Source organism: Humidesulfovibrio sp., from assembly GCF_030689645.1.
In the GTDB taxonomy this organism is placed as follows: Bacteria; Desulfobacterota; Desulfovibrionia; order Desulfovibrionales; family Desulfovibrionaceae; genus Humidesulfovibrio.
The window spans coordinates 1-17,799 of record NZ_JAUYFU010000021.1; the positions used below are offsets into that span (position 1 = coordinate 1).

The window sequence follows — 17,799 nt, forward strand, 5'->3', positions numbered from 1 at the left end:
GAGGTGCGCAAGGCCCACACGAGGACATCGGCGTAGTTGGCCAGGGTGTCGGGGGTGAGGTGGGGCAAGGGTTCCTCCGCGCGGGGGCTCGGGCGGGTAAGGCTTTAGGGGTTCGGCAGGGCGGCAACAGCCTGAAGCAGCGCGATACTATTCTGGCTAGTCCCAGTCCCGTAACACTTCCGGCGTCTCGTCAAAGTTCGTGCGCACGCAGTTTCGGCCCGACTGCTTGGCGCGGTAGAGGGCGGCGTCAGCCTCTCGGAGCAGCAGATCCGGGCTGTTCTGCCGCGTGGGAGTAAGACAGGCCACGCCCAGGCTCACCGTGACGACACCTGCGCCGGTTTCCTCATGCGGAATAGCCAGGGCCATGACCTCGTTCCGGATGCGCCGGGCAATTTCCAGCGCGCCGCATTGGCTGGTGATTGGCAGCAGCATCACGAACTCCTCGCCCCCGAATCGTCCGGCCATGTCGCTTGTACGCTGGCCCCCCATGGCCAGAGCGCGGGCAATGGCCCGCAGGCAGTCATCGCCCGCAAGGTGGCCGTACTGGTCGTTATAGTGCTTGAAGTGGTCCACATCGAGCAAAATCAAGCAAAGTGGTAAGCCGGATCGCAGCGCTCGTTTCCACTCCGTTGCGAGGGACTGGTCGAAGCTGCGGCGGTTGGCTATGCCCGTTAGGCCATCCGTGTTGCTCAATAATTCCAGCTTGGCGTTGGCCTCCTTCAGGGCTTGGGTTCGCTCCGCCACAAGCTCCTCAAGCTCCCGGTTCTTCTCGCTCAGGTTCTTGAGCGGGTAGACCTCGCCGTCCTCCACCAGATGGTAGGGGATTGAGATGGTGCTGTTCACGATCTTCCAGCCCTGTTCCTCCTGACGGAAGATAAGCAGCAGGCGCGCCGTCTCCTGCGCGAGAATATGGTCGTTGATGGGCAGGTGGATATGGAAGAAGGCCGTGGCGGAGACCACGTCCCTGCTGAGGTCCTGCAGGGACACGTCCAGCATCTCGATGCGTAGGGGGTTCGGCACCTGCGAGAAGTCCTGCCGGGTGATGGCGACCCAGGCCTCCCTGTCCTTGACCAGAAAGTCTCCACCGCCGGTGAAGCCGCTGAAGGTATGGCTGAATTTTTCGGTGAGTCTGTCGTCGCGGCCAGCGTAGAGCGTGATGTATTCGTCGAGCAGTGCGCGGATGAGTTTTTGCCGATCAGGTCGCATGCGGATGGTCCTTTGCGTCTGGTATGCACGGGGACGATCTAAAAAACTGCACGATACTTACCCGGACAAAACGCTTTCGACAATAGAATCCCTTGGCGTGTCATCAGTACGTGAGCGTTGCGCCGCTGACTAGTGGAAACAGGAAGGTGCGGTGGCGTTTAGGGTGCAACCGCCGGTGGGCAGGGGTGCGCGAATGTTTTGGGCAGGACCTCGTGGCCGAGGGCGACATTACTTTGAGGGTGGGGGGGAGCCAGCGACAATTCTCCCTGAATTTGCCTCGGCAGCCCATATGAAGCAGCAACCGTCGAACGGGCGGTCCGAAACTTGTTGATTCTGCGCGGCATCGGCTGCTCCTCTTGCGAGGGTGAATGGGAACCAGAACGGCCCGAAGCCCCAGAAGAAGGCCTCCGTTGATTCGTTCCAAAGCTTTTCGCGTGTGGTCTTTGGACGAATCTGAATGTCTGTTGGCTTCTGCTTTGCCGAGCGCTCAACAGCATATATGACATAGCGTTCGTTTTCGATGACCAAGAGGTTCAGATCCATTATCTCCGTGTAGCCATTGGACCAGCTGACAGAAGTGCGGAGCGTGTGCGGGCCTTCGGGAAGACGCACCATGGCCTGCGCTTGCGGTGGGCTTTCATCCACCGCAACGAATACGCAATCGTCGGAGATAATAGCATTGCTGCTGAAAAAGCGTGAGGAGGCAATCAAAACATTCGGTCGCGCCTCATGCATGGACGTGCAGCCGACACTTTGCGTCGCGATGATGACGCATGCCAGCAGACAGCGCCATGCCTTGCCAGCTTCGAACTGGCTAGGACCACGCTTTTCCCCATGTTGAATGTGGGATATCCAGTCCCTGGTGAGTCTGGTCATGGGTCTCCCGCCGCACTCTGCTAGGGCGTCACCTCGGCGTCAAACACCACCTCGCCGTCCTCGTCCTGGCTGCCGAACACGATGCGGCCATTCTGCACATCCACCACCACCTGCGCGCCATCGGGCAGGCGACCGGAGATGATCTCACGCGCCAGCGGGGTCTCCAGGTGCGTTTGCAGGTAGCGGCGCAGGGGCCGCGCGCCGTAGATGGGGTCGTAGGCCGCCTGGGCCATGAAGGTCTTGGCCGCAGCGGTGATGACGAGGCCCATCTTGCGGTCGGCCAAACGCTCACGCAAGGAACCCGCCAACAGTTCGATGATGGCCATGAGCTGCTGCTGCTGCAAGGGCTTGAAGAGCACGGTCTCGTCCACCCGGTTCAGGAACTCGGGCCGGAAGTGTCCGCGCAGGGCTTCCATGACCTGCTGCTCCACGCCGGGTCCGAAGGTGCCGTCCGGCTGGATGCCCGCCAGCATGTACTGCGAGCCGATGTTCGAGGTCATGATGAGGATGGTGTTCTTGAAGTCCACGGTGCGGCCATGGCTGTCCGTCAGCCGCCCGTCGTCCAGAATCTGCAACAGGGCGTTGAACACGTCCGGGTGGGCCTTCTCAACCTCGTCGAAGAGCACCACGGCGTAGGGCTTGCGGCGCACGGCCTCGGTGAGTTGGCCGCCTTCGTCATAGCCCACGTAGCCCGGAGGCGCGCCGATGAGCCGCGCCACGGAGTGCTTCTCCATGTACTCGCTCATGTCCAGCCGGATCATGTTCTCCTCGGTGTCGAAGAGCGCTCTCGCGAGGGTCTTGCACAGCTCGGTCTTGCCCACGCCCGTGGGGCCGAGGAAGAGGAACGAGCCGATGGGCCTGCGCGGGTCCTTGAGTCCGGCCCGAGCGCGTAAAACAGCGTCGGCCACGGCCTGCACGGCCTCGTCCTGGCCGATGACGCGCTCGTGCAGCAGCTCGGGCAGGCGCAGCAGCTTCTCGCGCTCGCCTTCAAGCAGGCGCGTCACCGGGATGCCCGTCCAGCGCGAAATGATGCTGGCTATGTCGTCCGGGCCGACCTCTTCTTTCAGCATACGCGGAGCCTCGCCCTCAACGGCTTCGCCGCTTTCGGCCAGCTGCTTCTCCAGGCTGTGCAGCTTGGAGTAGCGCAGCTCGGCAGCGCGGTTGTAGTCCAGGGCGCGCTCGGCCTCTTCGATTTCAAGTTTGGTCTGCTCGATGGCGGCCTTGATGTTGCGAACCACCTCGATGGCGCTCTTTTCGCGCTCCCACTGGGCCATGAATTCGGCCTGCTTGATCTTGAGTTCGTCCAGCTCCTCCACCAGCTTGCCCAGGCGGTCGCGGCTGGCCGAGTCGGTTTCGCGCCTGAGCGCCTCGCGCTCGATCTCCAACTGGAGCACGCGGCGGTTGGTCTCGTCCAGCTCCGTGGGCAGGCTGTCGATGTCCGTGCGGATCATGGCTGCAGCCTCGTCGATGAGGTCGATGGCCTTGTCCGGCAATTGGCGGTCGCTGATGTAGCGGCTGGAGAGCATCGCCGCCTCCACGATGGCCGAGTCGCTGATGCGCACGCCGTGGTGCACCTCGAAGCGTTCCTTCAGGCCGCGCAGGATGGAGATGGTGTCCTCCACGCTCGGTTCATCCACCAAGACCGGCTGGAAACGCCGCTCCAGGGCCGGGTCCTTCTCGATGTACTTGCGGTACTCATCGGTGGTGGTGGCGCCGATGCAATGCAGTTCGCCGCGCGCCAGCATGGGCTTGAGCATGTTGCCCGCGTCCATGGCGCCCTCGGCCTTGCCCGCGCCCACGATGGTGTGCATCTCGTCGATGAACAGAATGATGCGGCCTTCGCTCTTCTGCACGTCCTTGAGCACGGCCTTAAGCCGCTCCTCGAACTCGCCGCGGTACTTGGCGCCAGCGATGAGCGCACCCATGTCGAGGGCGAAAATGGTCTTGTCCTTCAGGCCCTCGGGCACGTCCTGCTTGACGATGCGCTGGGCGAGCCCCTCTGCGATGGCGGTTTTGCCGACGCCCGCCTCGCCGATGAGCACCGGATTGTTCTTGGTGCGGCGCGAGAGAATGCGGATGACGCGGCGAATCTCCTGATCGCGGCCGATGACCGGATCGAGCTTGCCGCTCTTGGCCTCGTCCACCAGGTCGCGGCCATATTTCTTGAGGGAGTCGTAAGTGTCCTCGGGGTTGTCCGAGGTGACGCGCTGGTTGCCGCGCACCTCGGTGAGGGCCTGCAGGAACTTGTCGCGCGTGAGGCCGAACTGGCGGTTCACCTTGCCGGGGCCGGAGGAGGGCGGCTCGTCCAGCATGGCCAGGAAGATGTGCTCCACGCTCACGAACTCGTCCTGCATGCGCCGGGCGGTTTCATCGGCGCGCACAAGCACGGCGCTGGCGGCCTGGGTGATGTGCACCTGTCCGGGCTGCGTGCCTGGGCCGGATACACTGGGCAGGCGGTTCAGTTCCGCTTCCACTGCATGGGCGTAGGTTTTTGCGTCCAGGCCGCACTTGCCCAAAATCTGCGGAACCAAGCCGCCGTCCTGGGTGACCAGGGCGTAAAGCAGGTGCGGGGTGTCCACCTGCTGGTGCCCGCGAGAGATGGCGAGGTTCTGCGCTTCCGACAGCGCGGCCTGTGATTTTTGGGTCAGCTTGTTGGGATCCATTTCATGTCCTCCCAGGGGCACGACCTTGAAGGCCGTGGTTTAGAGCAGTCGCTTGAGTTCTGAAAGCTCCTGCTCCAGGCGCTCCACGCGGTCGAGCAGGTCCACAATGATGCTGCCCGCGGCAAAGGATATCTCCAGGTCGCGGCACAGGCGCATGAGCTTTTGAATGCGGTACACATCGTGCGAGCGGAACAGATATTCATCCGCGCCAGTGCGCACGGGGTCGAGCCAGCCCATTTCAAGCAATTCGGCCACGGTGGCGGGCTCTACGCGTGACATTTCCACAAACCGCCCCCAGGCTATGAACTCCGAGCGGCTGGGCAGGCTTTGCGGGTCGTTGATCTTCAGCTGCGTCATGGCGTGTCTCCTTGGAAATCAAGCCTCAGTCAGGCTGATGCTCAGGCGCGTGGCAGGAAGGCCGATGTCTTGGCCAGCTCTTCCCACAGGCGTCTCTCCTCGTCGGAGAGGGGCTTGGGCGTGTGGATCATGATGCGCACCATCTGATCGCCGCGCTTGCCCGCCGTGCCCAGGCCCTTGCCACGCACGCGCAGCTTGGCTCCAGAGCTTACGCCGGGGGGAATCTTCATCTCCACAGCGCCGTCAAGGGTCGGCACGCGAACGGTGGCGCCAAGGGCAGCCTCCCAGGGAGCCAGCGGCAGGTCGTAGACGACGTTGTCGTCCTTGACCTTGAAGTCCGGGTGGGGCCGCAGCTTGATGCGCAGGTAAAGGTCTCCCGCCTCGCCGCCTGCGCCTCCGGGGCTGCCCTGGCCCGCCAGGCGAATTTTCTGGCCGTCCTTGATGCCGGGAGGGATGTTCACCTTGAGGGTGCGCGTCTGCATCACCGGGTAGCCGTCGGCGCCGGGCACGTGCTCCTGGATGTTCACCGACTGCGGCCCGCCCGCGTAGGCCTGCTCCAGGCCGATTTCGTACGTGACCTCGGCGTCCTGACCTCTGCGCGGGCGCTGCTGGAAGCCGCCGCCGAAGCCGCCGCTGAATCCCGCGCCCCCACGCGCCCCGCCAGCCCCGCCGAACAGGGTCTCGAAGAAGTCGCTGAAGCCGTCCCCGGCGAAGCCGCCCTGCCCGCCAGCCTGACGGAAACGCATGCCCTCAAAGCCCGGAGGCGGCTGGAAATTCTGGCCCTGCTGCCAGTTCGGTCCCAACTGGTCGTAGAGTTTGCGCTTTTCCGGGTCCTTCAGGACTTCATAGGCCTCGCCTGCCTCCTTGAACTTGGCCTCGGCGCTGGCGTCTCCGGGGTTCAGGTCCGGGTGGTGCTTGCGGGCCAATTTTTTGAAGGCCTTGGATATATCGTCCTGGGAGGCCGAACGAGTCACGCCCAGAATTTTGTAGTAGTCTTTAAATTCAACGCTCATTGAGGCTCAACTCCTTGGCGGCTGCTGCCGCGATCTCGCTCCACGGTGAAAAATAGTGTGTAGTTGCGACCTGTCAAGTGAGTTTTCCACAGGTTTGCAACGGAAGAGTTAGGGCGGTCGCCCCGGCTATTCGCTGAACAGGAAGTCTTTGCGAAGGCCCTTGTACTCGCAATAGTAGCAGCGTTCAGGCCGCATGAACAGGCGCACGAGCAACATTCCTGCCAAAAAGCCGCCGACATGCGCCCACCAGGCTATGCCCGCCACCTGGGCGGTCAGGTGCTCGAAGACCCCGGACAGCACCTGTGACAGGAACCAGAAGCCCAGGAATAGCCAAGCGGGCAGCGGCACGATGTAGGGAATGATGATGATGGGGATGAAGGTGAGCACCTTTCCGCGAGGGTAAAGCGTCACATAGGCGCCCATGACCCCGGCCACCGCGCCGGAGGCCCCGATGATGGGCGCGCTCTCGGCCAAGTTGAAGACCATGTGCAGGGCCAGGGCGGAAAGCCCGCAGAGCAGGTAGAACGCCATGAAGCGGAAAGGCCCCATGACGTCCTCAATGTTGTCTGCGAAAATCCAAAGCATCCACATGTTCATGATGAGATGCACCCAGCCGGAGTGCAGGAACATGTACGAGAAGAACGGCAGCACCCCCATGGCTGGGAAGCCCGCGAAGGCCGCCCAGTCGGGAAAGGCGTAGCGCGCCGGCACGACGCCCAGCAGTTTGTAGACGACCTCCTGCACATACGGCGACTGCCCGCTGACGAAGAAGTGCATGCCCAGGTTGGCCAGGATCACCAGGATCACGGCCACGGGCGTGTGCACGCGCGGGATGTCGTCGCGCAGGGGGATCATTCGTCGGAATCTCCGGACTCCCAGGCCGCATCGACGCCATCGACGCTGGCGCCTTTTTCCGCCGCATCGTCAAGCAGATCCGCCAGCCGGGCGGAAAGGGTCTCGGCCCGCACGGCGCGAAGGGCGGCGAGACGCTCCAGCAGGTTCGCGGCCTCACGCTTCAGGGCGTCCAGGTCTCCGGCGTTGTCCACCAGCATGTCGCTGGCCGCCAGCTTGCGTTCCTCCGGCCACTGCCAGGACTCGAAGGCCGCCAGCACTTCCGGCGTCATGTTGCGGCTTTCGCGCAGCGCGCCTTGCCGCAAAGCATCCGGGCAGCGCACGCCCACAACCACATCGGCCATGCGGCGGTTCTTGCCGCCGGGTTTGGCGGCGGCCTTGGCGCCAAGCCAGCCCGCTTCGAAGAACAACGGGATTTCGGCCACGGCCAGGGACGCCGCGCTGTGCTCGGCCCAGAATTCAGTCAGGGCGTGGCGCACCAGGGGATGGATGAGATCCTCCACCTCGCGCCGCTGGGCCGGATTTTCCAGCAGGTGCGCCAGCAGGCGCTGGCGGTCCACGGCTCCCTCCTCAGTGAGGATGCCGCGGCCAAGGCTGCGTGCCAGAATCGCTGCTCCGTCCCCGCCGGGTTCATAGAGCGCGGCCACGCAGGCGTCGGCGCTGAACACCGGCGGGGCCTCTGGGGAGTCTGCGATGGCGCGCAATAATGCGGACTTGCCGCAACCGGGCATGCCGGTGATGACCACGCGCTGGCAGTCGCAGGCCAGTGCGCGCAGCAAGGTCTGGAAATCTTCGGGCGGGTCCTGACGGAAGCGCAGTTCCTCGCCGCTGTCCGGGTGCTCAAGCACCAGCCGGAAGGCGTGGAGCATCTGCCTGGGCGCGAGGCCGGGCAGGGGGCCTTTCTGCGTCAGCCACCGGGCGTGGTGCGATGGACCGTATACCGGGTCGCCCACCAGCGGGTTGCCGATGTGCGCCAGATGCACGCGGATCTGGTGCGTGCGGCCCGTGTGCAGGTCCACCGCCAGCAGGCTTGCGCGGCCCAGGCGGTCGGTCCACAGCCTGCGCCAGCTTGTCCGGGCGTCGCGGCCGCCCTTCTGCAAGACGGCCATTTTGGTGCGGATGGTGGGGTGGCGGCCCAGGGGCAAATCAATGAAGCCCGCGTCCTCGCCCAGTCTGCCCGTGTCGTCGCCCTTGGGGCGGCCATGGACGAGCGCAAGATAGGTCTTTTTCACTCGGCGGTCGGCAAAGGCCTGGGAAAGCTCCAGACGCATGGCCTCGGTCAAGGCCACCAGGATGAGCCCCGACGTGTCCTTGTCTAAACGGTGCACGATGCCCGGTCGCTCGCCCTCCATGCCGGAGATCTCCGGGGCCAGCTCTGGCAGGTGGTGCAGCAGGCGGTTCACCAGGGTGCCGGCTGGCTGGCTGGGTGCCGGGTGGGTGGTGAGCCCGGCGGGCTTGTCGACGACCGCCAGGAATTCATCGCGGTACAGGATGCGCAGGGCGCCGTCCTCCGCCTTGGGGGCGTCTGTGCCGGTGAGGTCCGGCGCGTCGAGGGTCAGGCGCTCGAAGCCTTCCAGCCGCTGGCCCGGCTTCTTGACGGCCTTGCCGTCCACCAGGGCTAGGCCTGCCTGTATCCATTCCTTGATGCGCTCGCGGGAGACGCTGTCGGCCAGCTCGCGCGCCCAGAACTGGTCCAGGCGCAGGTCTGTGTCAGTCGATTTGGCGCGGCGCTCCAAAGGCCCGGCAGGGATTCCGGCTGTCTCGGGTGCGTCCGCAATAAGCGCCTCGGCGGCGTCCAGTTCCGGGTCATCGTCGAAAAGTGTGGTGTCGTGCTGCATGGCCCGTTCATAGCCTGTGCCGTCGAAAAGCACAAACGCGGGCGTCCTTGACCGGTGGGGGAGCCCGTCGTACAAGACGCGCACCTGTGAACGCATTTCTGCACGCATAACCGCGAGGACGCATGGCTCCCCACATCGTCGGCCTTATTCTGACCTACAACGGCGAGCGCCTGCTTGAACGCTGCCTGGCCTCTCTGGACTTTTGCGACCAGCTCATCGTGGTGGACTCGCTCAGCACCGACTCCACGGTGGCCTTGGCAGAGGCCGCAGGAGCCCTTGTGCTTTCGCGCCGCTGGGAAGGCCCTGGCCCGCAGTTCCGTTACGCCCTGGACTACATCCGGGCCATGGAGCCGAAGGTGGACTGGGTGGTGAGCCTGGATCAGGACGAGTACCTGTCGGATGAACTCAACGCCAGCATCCGCGCGGCGCTGGCTGAGCCCGGCGATGCTGCGGGCTTTCTCACTCCGCGCTCGTCATTTTATTTCGACCGCTTTTTGAAGCACAGCGGCTGGTACCCGGACTACCTGTTCCGGGTGTTTCGCCCGGACGCCATGGAAGTGCATGTGAGCGGCGCACACTACAGTTTTCATCCGCTTGGGCCCACGCGCAAGCTCACGGGCGACATTATCCACTATCCCTACCGCAATTTTCGCGAGCACCTGGACAAGATCAACTCTTACGCACAGCAGGGCGCAGACGCCGCCAAGGCCAAGGGCAAGCCCGGCGGGGCGCTCAAGGGACTGGTCCATGGGCTGGCGAGGTTTTTCAAACTCTATCTGCTGAAGCTGGGCATTCTGGATGGCCGCGCCGGGTTCATCAACGCCGTGCACGGCTCGTTCTACGCCTTCATGAAACATGTGCGCGCCGCCGAAACGGGCGACTGGGGACCAAAGCCTTGATTCTTGCCGTTGCCGTGAGCGGCGGCGGCGACAGCCTGGCCTCCTTGCTGCGCCTGCGCGACGAGGGGCGTGAGCTTTTGGCTCTACACGGGCAGTTCCTGCCAGAGCACGATCTGCACGCGGCCCAGGGGCTGGCCGAGACCTGCTCACGCCTTGGCGTCGCGCTGCATCTGCTGGATTTGCGTGCGGATTTCGAGGCGCTGGTGGCCGGGCCTTTCGCCGCGGAGTATCTGGCGGGACGCACACCCAATCCCTGCGCCCGCTGCAATGCGGCCATGAAGTTCGGCCTGCTGTTGGACAGCGCCCTGGCGTTGGGAGCGGAAGCGTTGGGCACCGGGCATTTTGCCGGGGCCGGAACGCATGCTGTTTACGGCTGGGCGCTCACCCGTGGCGCGGACCCGGTGAAGGACCAGAGTTATTTCTTGTCCCTGGTCCCGCGAGAGAGGCTCATGCGCGCGCGCTTTCCCCTGGCGCAAACGCGTAAGACTGACGCCCGCGCCTATCTCGACGCCCGTGGTCTGACTCCGCCTCTGCCTGAGGAAAGCCAGGAAATCTGCTTTGTTCCGGATGACGACTACCGCGCCTTTCTGGCAGCGCGCAGCCCGGAGCTGCCCGGCCCCGGCTCTGCGCAGCTGCCGGACGGCACCCGCGTGGGAGCGCACCAGGGACTGTGGCGCAGCACCATCGGGCAGCGCCGGGGGCTTGGTCTTTCCTGGCGGGAGCCGTTGTACGTGCTGGACAAGGACGTTGAGCGAAACGTCTTGATCGTGGCCCCGCGCGAGGCCCTGCTGGTAGAGTCGTTTCAGGCGGGCGAGGTGAACCTCCTGGTGGACCCGGCCCTGTGGCCGGAGGACGTGCTCGTGCAGACGCGCTACCGCGAGAGCGCCAGGCCTGCGCGGATTGAACTTTCCGGCGGGGCGCTTCGCGTCCGGTTCAACGAGCCGCAGGTGCGGCCCGCGCCGGGGCAGGTTGCAGCTGTCTACGACGCGGACGGCGTGGTGCTGGCCGGCGCGGTCATCGCTTGAGTTTCTAGCGGCTGAGGCCGAGGAACATGTCGCGCTCCAGCTGGAGTTGCTCCTTGCGGCCTTCCTCAAGCGCGTCCTGTAGACTGCGGATGACCTGGGCCGGGGGCATTTCCGGGTGGCGCAGCAGGCGCTCGGCCTCCTCGCGCACAAATTTCTGGTGGTAGTATTTGTCCGACCAGCGGAAGCTCATGAGTTCCTTCAGGGACGCCTCGCCCTCGCCCTTGCCAATGCGTGACAGCCCCAGGTAGAAGAGGGCGTTGGGCTCGCCCGGCTTGCGGCTCAATATGTCGAGGAACCAGGTCTCTGCGTTGGCGTAGTCTGTTTTCTCAAAGTACGTCAGGCCGATGCGTTGACGCAGGTATAGGGAGTCCGGGTCTTGGGCCAGGGCTTCGTTGTAGTGGGCCAGGGCGAGTTCGTAGTCGCTGTTGGCCAGGGCCATGCTGCCGCGCACCGCAGGCGAACAGCCCGTCAGCAGGCAGAGGCACAGGATCGTGAGGGCCAGGGCGGTCACGGTTGACTGGCGGGGCTGGTGCAGGCGCATGGAGCCTCCTATTGATTGAATCTGCGTCATTTTCGCTCAGGCGCTTCGAATAATCCAGGGAAAATACCACATAGATCATGCCGAATTTTACGGATTCCAAGACATTTTATGTTGCCACCCTTGGCTGCAAGATCAATCAGTACGAGTCTGAGTCTATTTCCGAGGCCTGGCGCGAAAAGGGGTATGCCGAATCTTCCGAGGTGGAGGGGGCCGACCTGCTGCTCGTGAACTCCTGCGCCGTGACCAGCCGCGCAGTGAGAGCCCTTCGCGCTCTGCTCCGTCGTCTGCGCCAGCAGAATCCCTCCGCGCGCATCGTGGTCACCGGGTGCGCTGCCCAGGTGCTGGCCAAGGAGCTTGGCGCCATGGCCGAGGTGGATGAGGTGGTTCCTCAGGCGCGCAAGGCCGAACTGCTCGCCGGGCCTTTCCCCGTTCTGTCTTCCGGGCCTGCGCCTGCCTCGGCGTTTCCGCCGTTTTCCGTCGGCGTTTTTCGCCGCGCTCGCGCCGTGGTCAAGGTGCAGGACGGCTGCTCGCATGGCTGCACCTATTGCATCGTGCCGCTAACGCGCGGGGCCAGCGTCAGCCGCGAGCCAGGCGAGGCCATTGAAGAGATGCGCCGACTGCTGGACGCGGGCTACCGCGAACTGGTGCTCTCCGGCGTGAATCTGCGGCAGTATGGCCGCGACCTGTCTGAGCCTCTTGATTTCTGGGACTTGCTATCGCGGGTGGAGGCCGCGCTTGGCCCGCAATGGGCTGGCCGGGCGCGTTTGCGCCTCAGTTCCGTAGAGCCGGGTCAGCTTGGAGCCAAGGCTTTGGATGTGCTGGGTGGTTCGCGTCTCGTCGCTCCGCACCTGCATCTGTCGTTGCAAAGCGGTGATGCAGGCGTATTGAAGCGCATGGGCCGCGGACATTATCGGCCAGAGCAGGTTCTGGAGTTTCTGAGCCAACTCAAAAGATTCTGGCCGCGCCTGGGCCTGGGCGCAGATCTGCTCACCGGGTTTCCCGGCGAAACGGCTGAGCAGTTCGAGAACACTTTTGCATTCTGTAGCGAGCTGCCGCTTTCCTACGCCCATGTGTTTCCCTTTTCGTCCCGGCCTGGCACTGCGGCGGCGCGTCTGCCCGATCCGTTGCCCAAGCTTGAGCGCACGGCCCGCGCGGCCCGGCTGCGTGCCATGGCGGAGGCGAAAACCCGCGCCTTTCAGAAGGAGCTTTGCGCCCTGCCGCAGCTTACGGTGCTCATCGAGAACGCCGAGTCCGGCCAGGGCGTGTGCGAGTTTTACACGCCCTGCCTCGTCCGGGGCCAGGAGCTAAGGCGTGGCAGCCTGGTGGCCCTGCGGCCCGAGGGCGTTGCGGACGACAAGGTTGTCGGCGCTTTTGCGGGGGATATCGCGTGAGCACCCCGCGCGAGCCGCACCCTGGCAAGGCGGTCCTCTCGGTGCTGGCCCAGGCCGCGTGGTGGGAATCACGATGGGTGCCGCTGCACGAGGAGCTGGTGAAGCTCTTTGGTCCGGTGGACTACAAATCCGGGCTGCTGGCCTTTGACCACACAGGGTATTATGAAGACGAGTTGGGCGCGCCGCTGTTCCGCCGCCTGCTGGCCTTTGAGCGCCTGACGCCTCTGGACGGGCTTAAGGACATGAAGCTCGCCACCAACGAGCTGGAACGCGCCCAAGCCCGGTTTGACGGCTCGCGCCGGGTGAACCTTGATCCCGGCATCCTGACGCTGGAGCGCCTTGTGCTGGCCTCTGGCAAGAATTTTACGCACCGGGTATACCTGGGATGCGGCATCTGGGCGGACCTGACGCTCATCTACAACAAGCGCCAGGGCTGGGTTGATTTGCCCTGGACCTTCCCGGACTACGCCACTGAAGACATGAAGCGGCGCTTGACTGCGCTGCGCAGCCTGTACAAAACAACAATTGAGGCTGGAGACATCCTGCCCAACCAAGGAGAGCAACCATGCCCATGAGCATGACCGGATTCGGACGAGTGGAGACCAACGCCGAGGACTTCAGCCACGTTTGGGAGATCAGGAGCGTTAACAACCGCTTTCTGGACGTGAAGTGGCGCATGCCTTCCGTGCTGCGCAGCCTGGAGGCGCGCTTCGACAAGCTGCTGCGCAAGGGCGCCTCGCGCGGGCGGGTGGACATCAGCCTGAACGTGGAGACCCGCAGCGCGGCGCTTCTGGGCGTGAGCCTGAACACCGCTCAGGCTGGGGCCATGCTGGACCAGCTTCGCAGCCTGGCCAAGGAGCAGGGCGTGGACTTTGCGCCGGATATGAACCGGCTCTTGTCGGCCTCGCACCTCTGGCGCGACGATTCCTCCGAGCCGGACCCCCGCCTGGCCAAAAGCCTGGAGGAAGGGTTCCTCAAGGCCCTGGCCGACTGGAACGACTCGCGCCGGGTTGAGGGCGGCGAGCTGGCCAAGGATCTGACCACGCGTTTTGCCCGCTTGCGCGTGCTGGCCGCAGCCGTGGGCGAGCGCGTGCCCGTGGTGCTGAAGGACAAGCAGGCTGCCACTGCTGAGCGCCTGACCACCCTGGTGGCTCAGGCGGGCATGACCTTCACCGAGGAGCGTCTGGCCCAGGAAGTGGCCGTGCTGGCCGACCGGCTGGATGTATCCGAGGAGATAACCCGGCTGGCCGCGCACCTGGACCGCCTGGACGAGGCCGTTGCCGCAAAGGGCGAGGCAGGCAAGCGCCTGGACTTCCTTATTCAGGAGGCCTTCCGCGAGATCAACACCTGCGGCAACAAGGCCCAGGATGTCGAGGTGAGCCGTCTTACCGTGGACTTCAAGGTTGAGCTGGAAAAATGCCGCGAACAGGTGCAGAACATCGAGTAGGGCATGGAAAAAAGCGCACACAAATCATTGTCGCGCCAGCGGCTGGTGAACCTTGGCTTCGGCAACTTCGTGGTCGCCGCCCGCATCATCGCCATCGTCGACCCGGCCAGCGCGCCCATGCGCCGTCTGCGTGAGGACGCGCGCCAGGAGGGCAGGCTCATCGACGCCACCCAGGGCCGCAAGACGCGCGCCATAGTGGTCACGGATTCAAATCACGTCATCCTCTCGGCCATCCAGGCGGAGACGATCGGCCAGCGCTTCCTGGCCGAGGAAAGCGCGAACAAGCGCGAGGAGGATTAATGCGCCCGACAGACGCTCCCCTGGACAATCTGCATGGCGGCCGCAAGGGGCTGTGCATGGTTCTTTCCGCCCCCTCCGGCGCGGGCAAGAGCACCTTGGTGGCCCGGCTGCGGGCCGAGTTCCCAGGCTTCGCCTATTCCATCTCCTGCACCACCCGCGCCCCGCGCGTGGGTGAGGAAGATGGCGTGCATTACCATTTTCTGACGCGCGAGACGTTCATCATCCGCCGCGACGCCGGAGATTTTGCCGAATGGGCCGAGGTGCACGGCAACTTTTACGGCACTCCAAAGGCTCCGGTTGAGGAGAAGCTTTCCCGCGGGCAGGACATGCTCTTCGACATTGACGTGCAGGGCGCGTTGCAGTTGAAACAGGTGTTTCCGCAGGCGCTGTATGTCTTCATTCTGCCGCCCTCGAAGGAGGTGCTGGAGCGCCGTTTGCGCGGGCGCGGCACGGATTCTGACGAGGTCATCGCACGGCGCATGCACAACGCTCTGGGCGAACTGAAAGAGGCAGTGCATTTCGACTACCACATCGTCAACGACGACCTTGAGGAGGCGGCTGACGAGCTGCGAGCCGTGTTTGTCGCGGGCCGCGCCCGGGCCATCTGCCGTCCGGGCCTTCTGCCAGGGCTCATGGCCCAGTGGGAGAGCGCCTGATGTCGCAGTTGGCAACGCAGCCGAAACTCGTCATTGCCCTTGATTTTCAGACCGGGGCTGAAGCTCTGGGACTGGCAGGGAAGCTTGTTTCTTTGGTCGCTCCAGGGCAGCCTGATTTGTGGATGAAGGTGGGGCTGGAGCTCTTTGTGGCCGAGGGTCCGGAGATTGTCCGGGCCATCAAGCGTCTTGGCTTCAAGGTCTTTCTCGACCTCAAGTTTCTGGACATCCCGAACACCGTGCGCGGGGCAGTGCGCTCCGCGGTCAAGTGCGGGGCGGACATGCTGAACATCCACGCTGCGGGCGGGCTGGACATGGCCAAGGTGGCCGTTGCCGCGCGCGACGAGGCGTTTCTGGAATATGGGGCCGAATGCGCCCTGACCGAGAAGCCGCTTTTGTTCGCCGTCACGGTGCTCACCAGCATGCAGGATGTCGACAACCCCATCCTGCGAGGCAGGCCGGCTGCAGAGGTGGCGCTGGAACTGGCGCTGGTTTCGCTCGCTGCCGGGCTGGACGGCGTGGTTTGCTCCGGGCAAGAGGCGACGCGCATCAAGAACGCCTGCGGGCAAAACTTCATGTGTCTCACTCCGGGCATCCGCGTGCCCGATCCGTCGGCCTCGGCAGACGATCAGCGCCGCGTCATGACCCCGGAGGCCGCAGTGGCCGCAGGCTCGGACTTCCTGGTGGTGGGCAGGCCCGTCACCCGCGCGGTCGATCCCGTCGGCAGCGCCCGTGACATGTTGCGCCGTATGGCTCAGGCCTAGGCTTCCGCATGCCCTGCAACTGGAAGCTGCTTTCCGTCGCGCCCGTACCAGCCAACATCGGACAGATCGCCGAAGACTTGGGCATCACCCAGGTCATCGCCGAAGTACTGTGGCGGCGCGGGTTCAACTCCCCCCAGGACATGGACCGTTTCCTTTCGCCCGGTCTGCGTCATTTGCCCAAGCCGGAGGCCATTCCCGGCCTCACTGAGGCCGCCCGCGTGCTGGCGCGGGAGCTCATGGCCGGGGCGCGCTTCTGCGTTTGGGGCGACTACGACGTGGACGGCATCACCTCCACTGCCCTGGTGAAGGATTTCTTCGCCAAGCGCCTGGGGCCGGAGGTCGCCGCGCAACAAATCCGCCACTATCTGCCCAACCGCGTGGACGACGGCTACGGACTCAACGTGGCGGGCATTGAGCGCCTGGCGGCTGACGGAGTGCGCCTGCTGCTCACCGTGGACTGCGGCATCAGCGCCGTGGCCGAAGTGGCTCGGGCCAACGAGCTGGGCATGACCGTGGTGGTCAGCGATCACCACATGCCACCGGCTGAACTGCCGCCCGCCGCGGCCATCTGCAATCCGCGCTTGTGCGGCGGCAATTGCGGCGACGCCTGCACCGGCCTGTGCGAACTGGCGGGCGTGGGCGTGGCCTTCATGCTCATGGCTGCGCTGAACCGCCTGCTGCCGGGCGAGCCCGTGGACATGCGCCAGTTTCTCGACCTTGTGGCCCTGGGCACCGTGGCCGACGTGGTGAGCCTCACCGGCCCCAACCGCATCCTGGTGAAGAACGGGTTGCTGCTCATTAAGGAGGCCAAACGGCCCGGCCTTGCGTCCCTCAAGGTCTACAGCGGCTATGACCGCCTGGCCGAGCTGGGCGCCGGGCAGATAGGCTTCGGCCTGGCCCCGCGCATCAATGCAGCCGGGCGCATGTCTGACCCGCAGGTGGCCCTGACCATGCTGCTGGCGCCGGACATGGACACGGCGAATCCCCTGGCGTCGAAGCTCGACGGCCTGAACGCCAAGCGCCGCAGCGAGGAGCAGTCCATTCTTGAGGAGGCCCTTCTTCAGGCTGAAGAGCAGAAGGAGCGCCTTGGACTGGTGCTGGCCGCAGACCACTGGCACCCTGGCGTCATCGGCATCGTGGCCTCCCGCGTTGTGGAGCGGCATTACAAGCCGGTGCTCATGCTCTGCCGCGAGGAAGACGAAAACGGCGGGCACTACAAGGGCTCTGGCCGCAGCGTCTCGGAATTCGATCTGCACGAGGGCCTGACCGGGCTGGAGCATTTGTTTCTGGGGTTCGGCGGGCACAAGCAGGCAGCCGGGCTCTCCATGCCGCTGGCCAACCTTGAGGCTCTTCGCGAGGGATTCCATCTGGCCGTTGAGACGGCGCTGGGCTCGCTGCCGCTCAAGGCTTCGCTCAAACTGGACCGCGAGCTGCCCTTCGGCGACATCACCTTCACGCTTCTGAAGGAGCTTGAGATGTTGCAGCCCTTCGGCATGGGCAACCCGGAGCCGGTCTTCGTCTCGCCGCCGGTGCTGGTGAAGGACTACCGCGTGTTCGGCAAGGATCACGTGAAGCTGCAACTGGCGGAGCAGCTGCCGGACGACCAGGTGGGCGTGCGGCCTGGGGCTGTGCTTCCGGCCAAGGCCTGGCGCAAGGCTGCGGACCTGACCCGCGACGTGCAGGGCAAGCTCATGCGCTTCGCCTTCACCCCGCGCATCGACCGCTTCGACGGCATCCCCAAGATCGAGTTGCAGGTGAAGGACTGGGACGAGTAGCGCCGCGACGCGAAATTTTGACTCTCGCCGTGAGAACCTGACGCAAGGCGGCTTACGAACCTTGTGTGTTTCAACACTCTGTATTGCATTGAAAAGGAATAGTTATGGCGAGCCGTCGGCAGGAATTTATGGCGCTTGGGAAATGGATATGTCAGCTTCGCCCGGTGGGCAAGTTGCATGCGTTCACGGTGAAAGGGGC

Annotated in this window: 17 protein-coding genes; 9 read left to right on the top strand and 8 right to left on the bottom strand. The window is 64.5% G+C overall.

Features of this window, described 5'->3' with window-relative positions; all coding sequences use genetic code 11:
* Positions 1-156: 156 nt before the first annotated feature.
* The 7 genes from Q8O35_RS03180 to coaE all read right to left on the bottom strand — a co-directional run bounded on the left by Q8O35_RS03180 (position 157) and on the right by coaE (position 8,838).
* Positions 157-1,206: a diguanylate cyclase gene (locus Q8O35_RS03180; protein ID WP_305570522.1), complete on the bottom strand. Its 1,050-nt coding sequence runs from the start codon at positions 1,204-1,206 to the stop codon at positions 157-159.
* Positions 1,207-1,434: 228 nt separating this feature from the next.
* Positions 1,435-2,082 (bottom strand): hypothetical protein, encoded by a 648-nt coding sequence (locus tag Q8O35_RS03185; protein WP_305570524.1) that lies wholly within the window; start codon positions 2,080-2,082, stop codon positions 1,435-1,437.
* Between the two features lie 20 nt (positions 2,083-2,102).
* Positions 2,103-4,745, bottom strand: a complete 2,643-nt coding sequence (clpB, locus tag Q8O35_RS03190) for an ATP-dependent chaperone ClpB (protein ID WP_305570527.1) — start codon at positions 4,743-4,745, stop codon at positions 2,103-2,105.
* A 39-nt stretch (positions 4,746-4,784) separates the two neighbouring features.
* Positions 4,785-5,102, bottom strand: coding sequence for a chaperone modulator CbpM (locus tag Q8O35_RS03195; RefSeq protein ID WP_305570529.1), 318 nt, complete (start codon positions 5,100-5,102; stop codon positions 4,785-4,787).
* A gap of 41 nt (positions 5,103-5,143) precedes the next feature.
* A complete protein-coding gene (locus Q8O35_RS03200) occupies positions 5,144-6,115 on the bottom strand; it encodes a J domain-containing protein (RefSeq protein WP_305570531.1) in 972 nt (323 codons plus the stop codon).
* Positions 6,116-6,241: 126 nt separating this feature from the next.
* The gene (locus tag Q8O35_RS03205; RefSeq protein ID WP_305570533.1) at positions 6,242-6,970 is read right to left on the bottom strand and encodes a rhomboid family intramembrane serine protease; all 729 of its coding nucleotides are present in this window, start codon (positions 6,968-6,970) and stop codon (positions 6,242-6,244) included.
* The gene (gene coaE / locus Q8O35_RS03210) at positions 6,967-8,838 is read right to left on the bottom strand and encodes a dephospho-CoA kinase (protein WP_305570535.1); all 1,872 of its coding nucleotides are present in this window, start codon (positions 8,836-8,838) and stop codon (positions 6,967-6,969) included. Before coaE ends, Q8O35_RS03205 begins: the two co-directional genes overlap by 4 nt.
* An 89-nt stretch (positions 8,839-8,927) precedes the next feature.
* Between coaE and Q8O35_RS03215 the strand changes: the two genes are divergently transcribed.
* Together Q8O35_RS03215 and Q8O35_RS03220 are read left to right on the top strand one after the other, a co-directional pair.
* Positions 8,928-9,704 (top strand): glycosyltransferase family 2 protein, encoded by a 777-nt coding sequence (locus Q8O35_RS03215; RefSeq protein WP_305570537.1) that lies wholly within the window; start codon positions 8,928-8,930, stop codon positions 9,702-9,704.
* Positions 9,701-10,729 carry a tRNA-specific 2-thiouridylase gene (locus Q8O35_RS03220; protein ID WP_305570539.1) on the top strand — a complete coding sequence of 343 codons (1,029 nt, stop codon included), beginning with the start codon at positions 9,701-9,703 and terminating at the stop codon, positions 10,727-10,729. Before Q8O35_RS03215 ends, Q8O35_RS03220 begins: the two co-directional genes overlap by 4 nt.
* A 4-nt stretch (positions 10,730-10,733) precedes the next feature.
* Here Q8O35_RS03220 and Q8O35_RS03225 read toward each other — a convergent pair whose 3' ends face one another.
* Entirely contained in the window at positions 10,734-11,270 is a 537-nt protein-coding gene (locus tag Q8O35_RS03225) for a tol-pal system YbgF family protein (RefSeq protein WP_305570541.1), read from the bottom strand.
* A gap of 77 nt (positions 11,271-11,347) precedes the next feature.
* On the opposite strand from Q8O35_RS03225, the gene Q8O35_RS03230 reads away from it, so the two are divergent.
* Genes Q8O35_RS03230 through recJ form a run of 7 tightly spaced genes read left to right on the top strand, consistent with a single transcriptional unit; the run spans position 11,348 to position 17,600 of the window.
* Complete coding sequence (locus Q8O35_RS03230) at positions 11,348-12,661, top strand: MiaB/RimO family radical SAM methylthiotransferase (RefSeq protein WP_305570543.1); 1,314 nt, start codon at positions 11,348-11,350, stop codon at positions 12,659-12,661.
* Positions 12,658-13,236 (top strand): DUF4416 family protein, encoded by a 579-nt coding sequence (locus Q8O35_RS03235; RefSeq protein WP_305570545.1) that lies wholly within the window; start codon positions 12,658-12,660, stop codon positions 13,234-13,236. Before Q8O35_RS03230 ends, Q8O35_RS03235 begins: the two co-directional genes overlap by 4 nt.
* A complete protein-coding gene (locus tag Q8O35_RS03240) occupies positions 13,227-14,108 on the top strand; it encodes a YicC/YloC family endoribonuclease (protein WP_305570547.1) in 882 nt (293 codons plus the stop codon). The genes Q8O35_RS03235 and Q8O35_RS03240 overlap by 10 nt, the downstream gene beginning before the upstream one ends.
* A gap of 3 nt (positions 14,109-14,111) precedes the next feature.
* Positions 14,112-14,408 carry a DUF370 domain-containing protein gene (locus Q8O35_RS03245; RefSeq protein ID WP_305570549.1) on the top strand — a complete coding sequence of 99 codons (297 nt, stop codon included), beginning with the start codon at positions 14,112-14,114 and terminating at the stop codon, positions 14,406-14,408.
* Positions 14,408-15,064 (top strand): guanylate kinase, encoded by a 657-nt coding sequence (gene gmk, locus Q8O35_RS03250; RefSeq protein WP_371133087.1) that lies wholly within the window; start codon positions 14,408-14,410, stop codon positions 15,062-15,064. The genes Q8O35_RS03245 and gmk overlap by 1 nt, the downstream gene beginning before the upstream one ends.
* Positions 15,064-15,825 carry an orotidine-5'-phosphate decarboxylase gene (gene pyrF / locus Q8O35_RS03255; RefSeq protein WP_305570551.1) on the top strand — a complete coding sequence of 254 codons (762 nt, stop codon included), beginning with the start codon at positions 15,064-15,066 and terminating at the stop codon, positions 15,823-15,825. Before gmk ends, pyrF begins: the two co-directional genes overlap by 1 nt.
* 8 nt (positions 15,826-15,833) lie before the next feature.
* Positions 15,834-17,600 (top strand): single-stranded-DNA-specific exonuclease RecJ, encoded by a 1,767-nt coding sequence (gene recJ, locus Q8O35_RS03260; RefSeq protein ID WP_305570553.1) that lies wholly within the window; start codon positions 15,834-15,836, stop codon positions 17,598-17,600.
* Positions 17,601-17,799 lie beyond the last annotated feature (199 nt).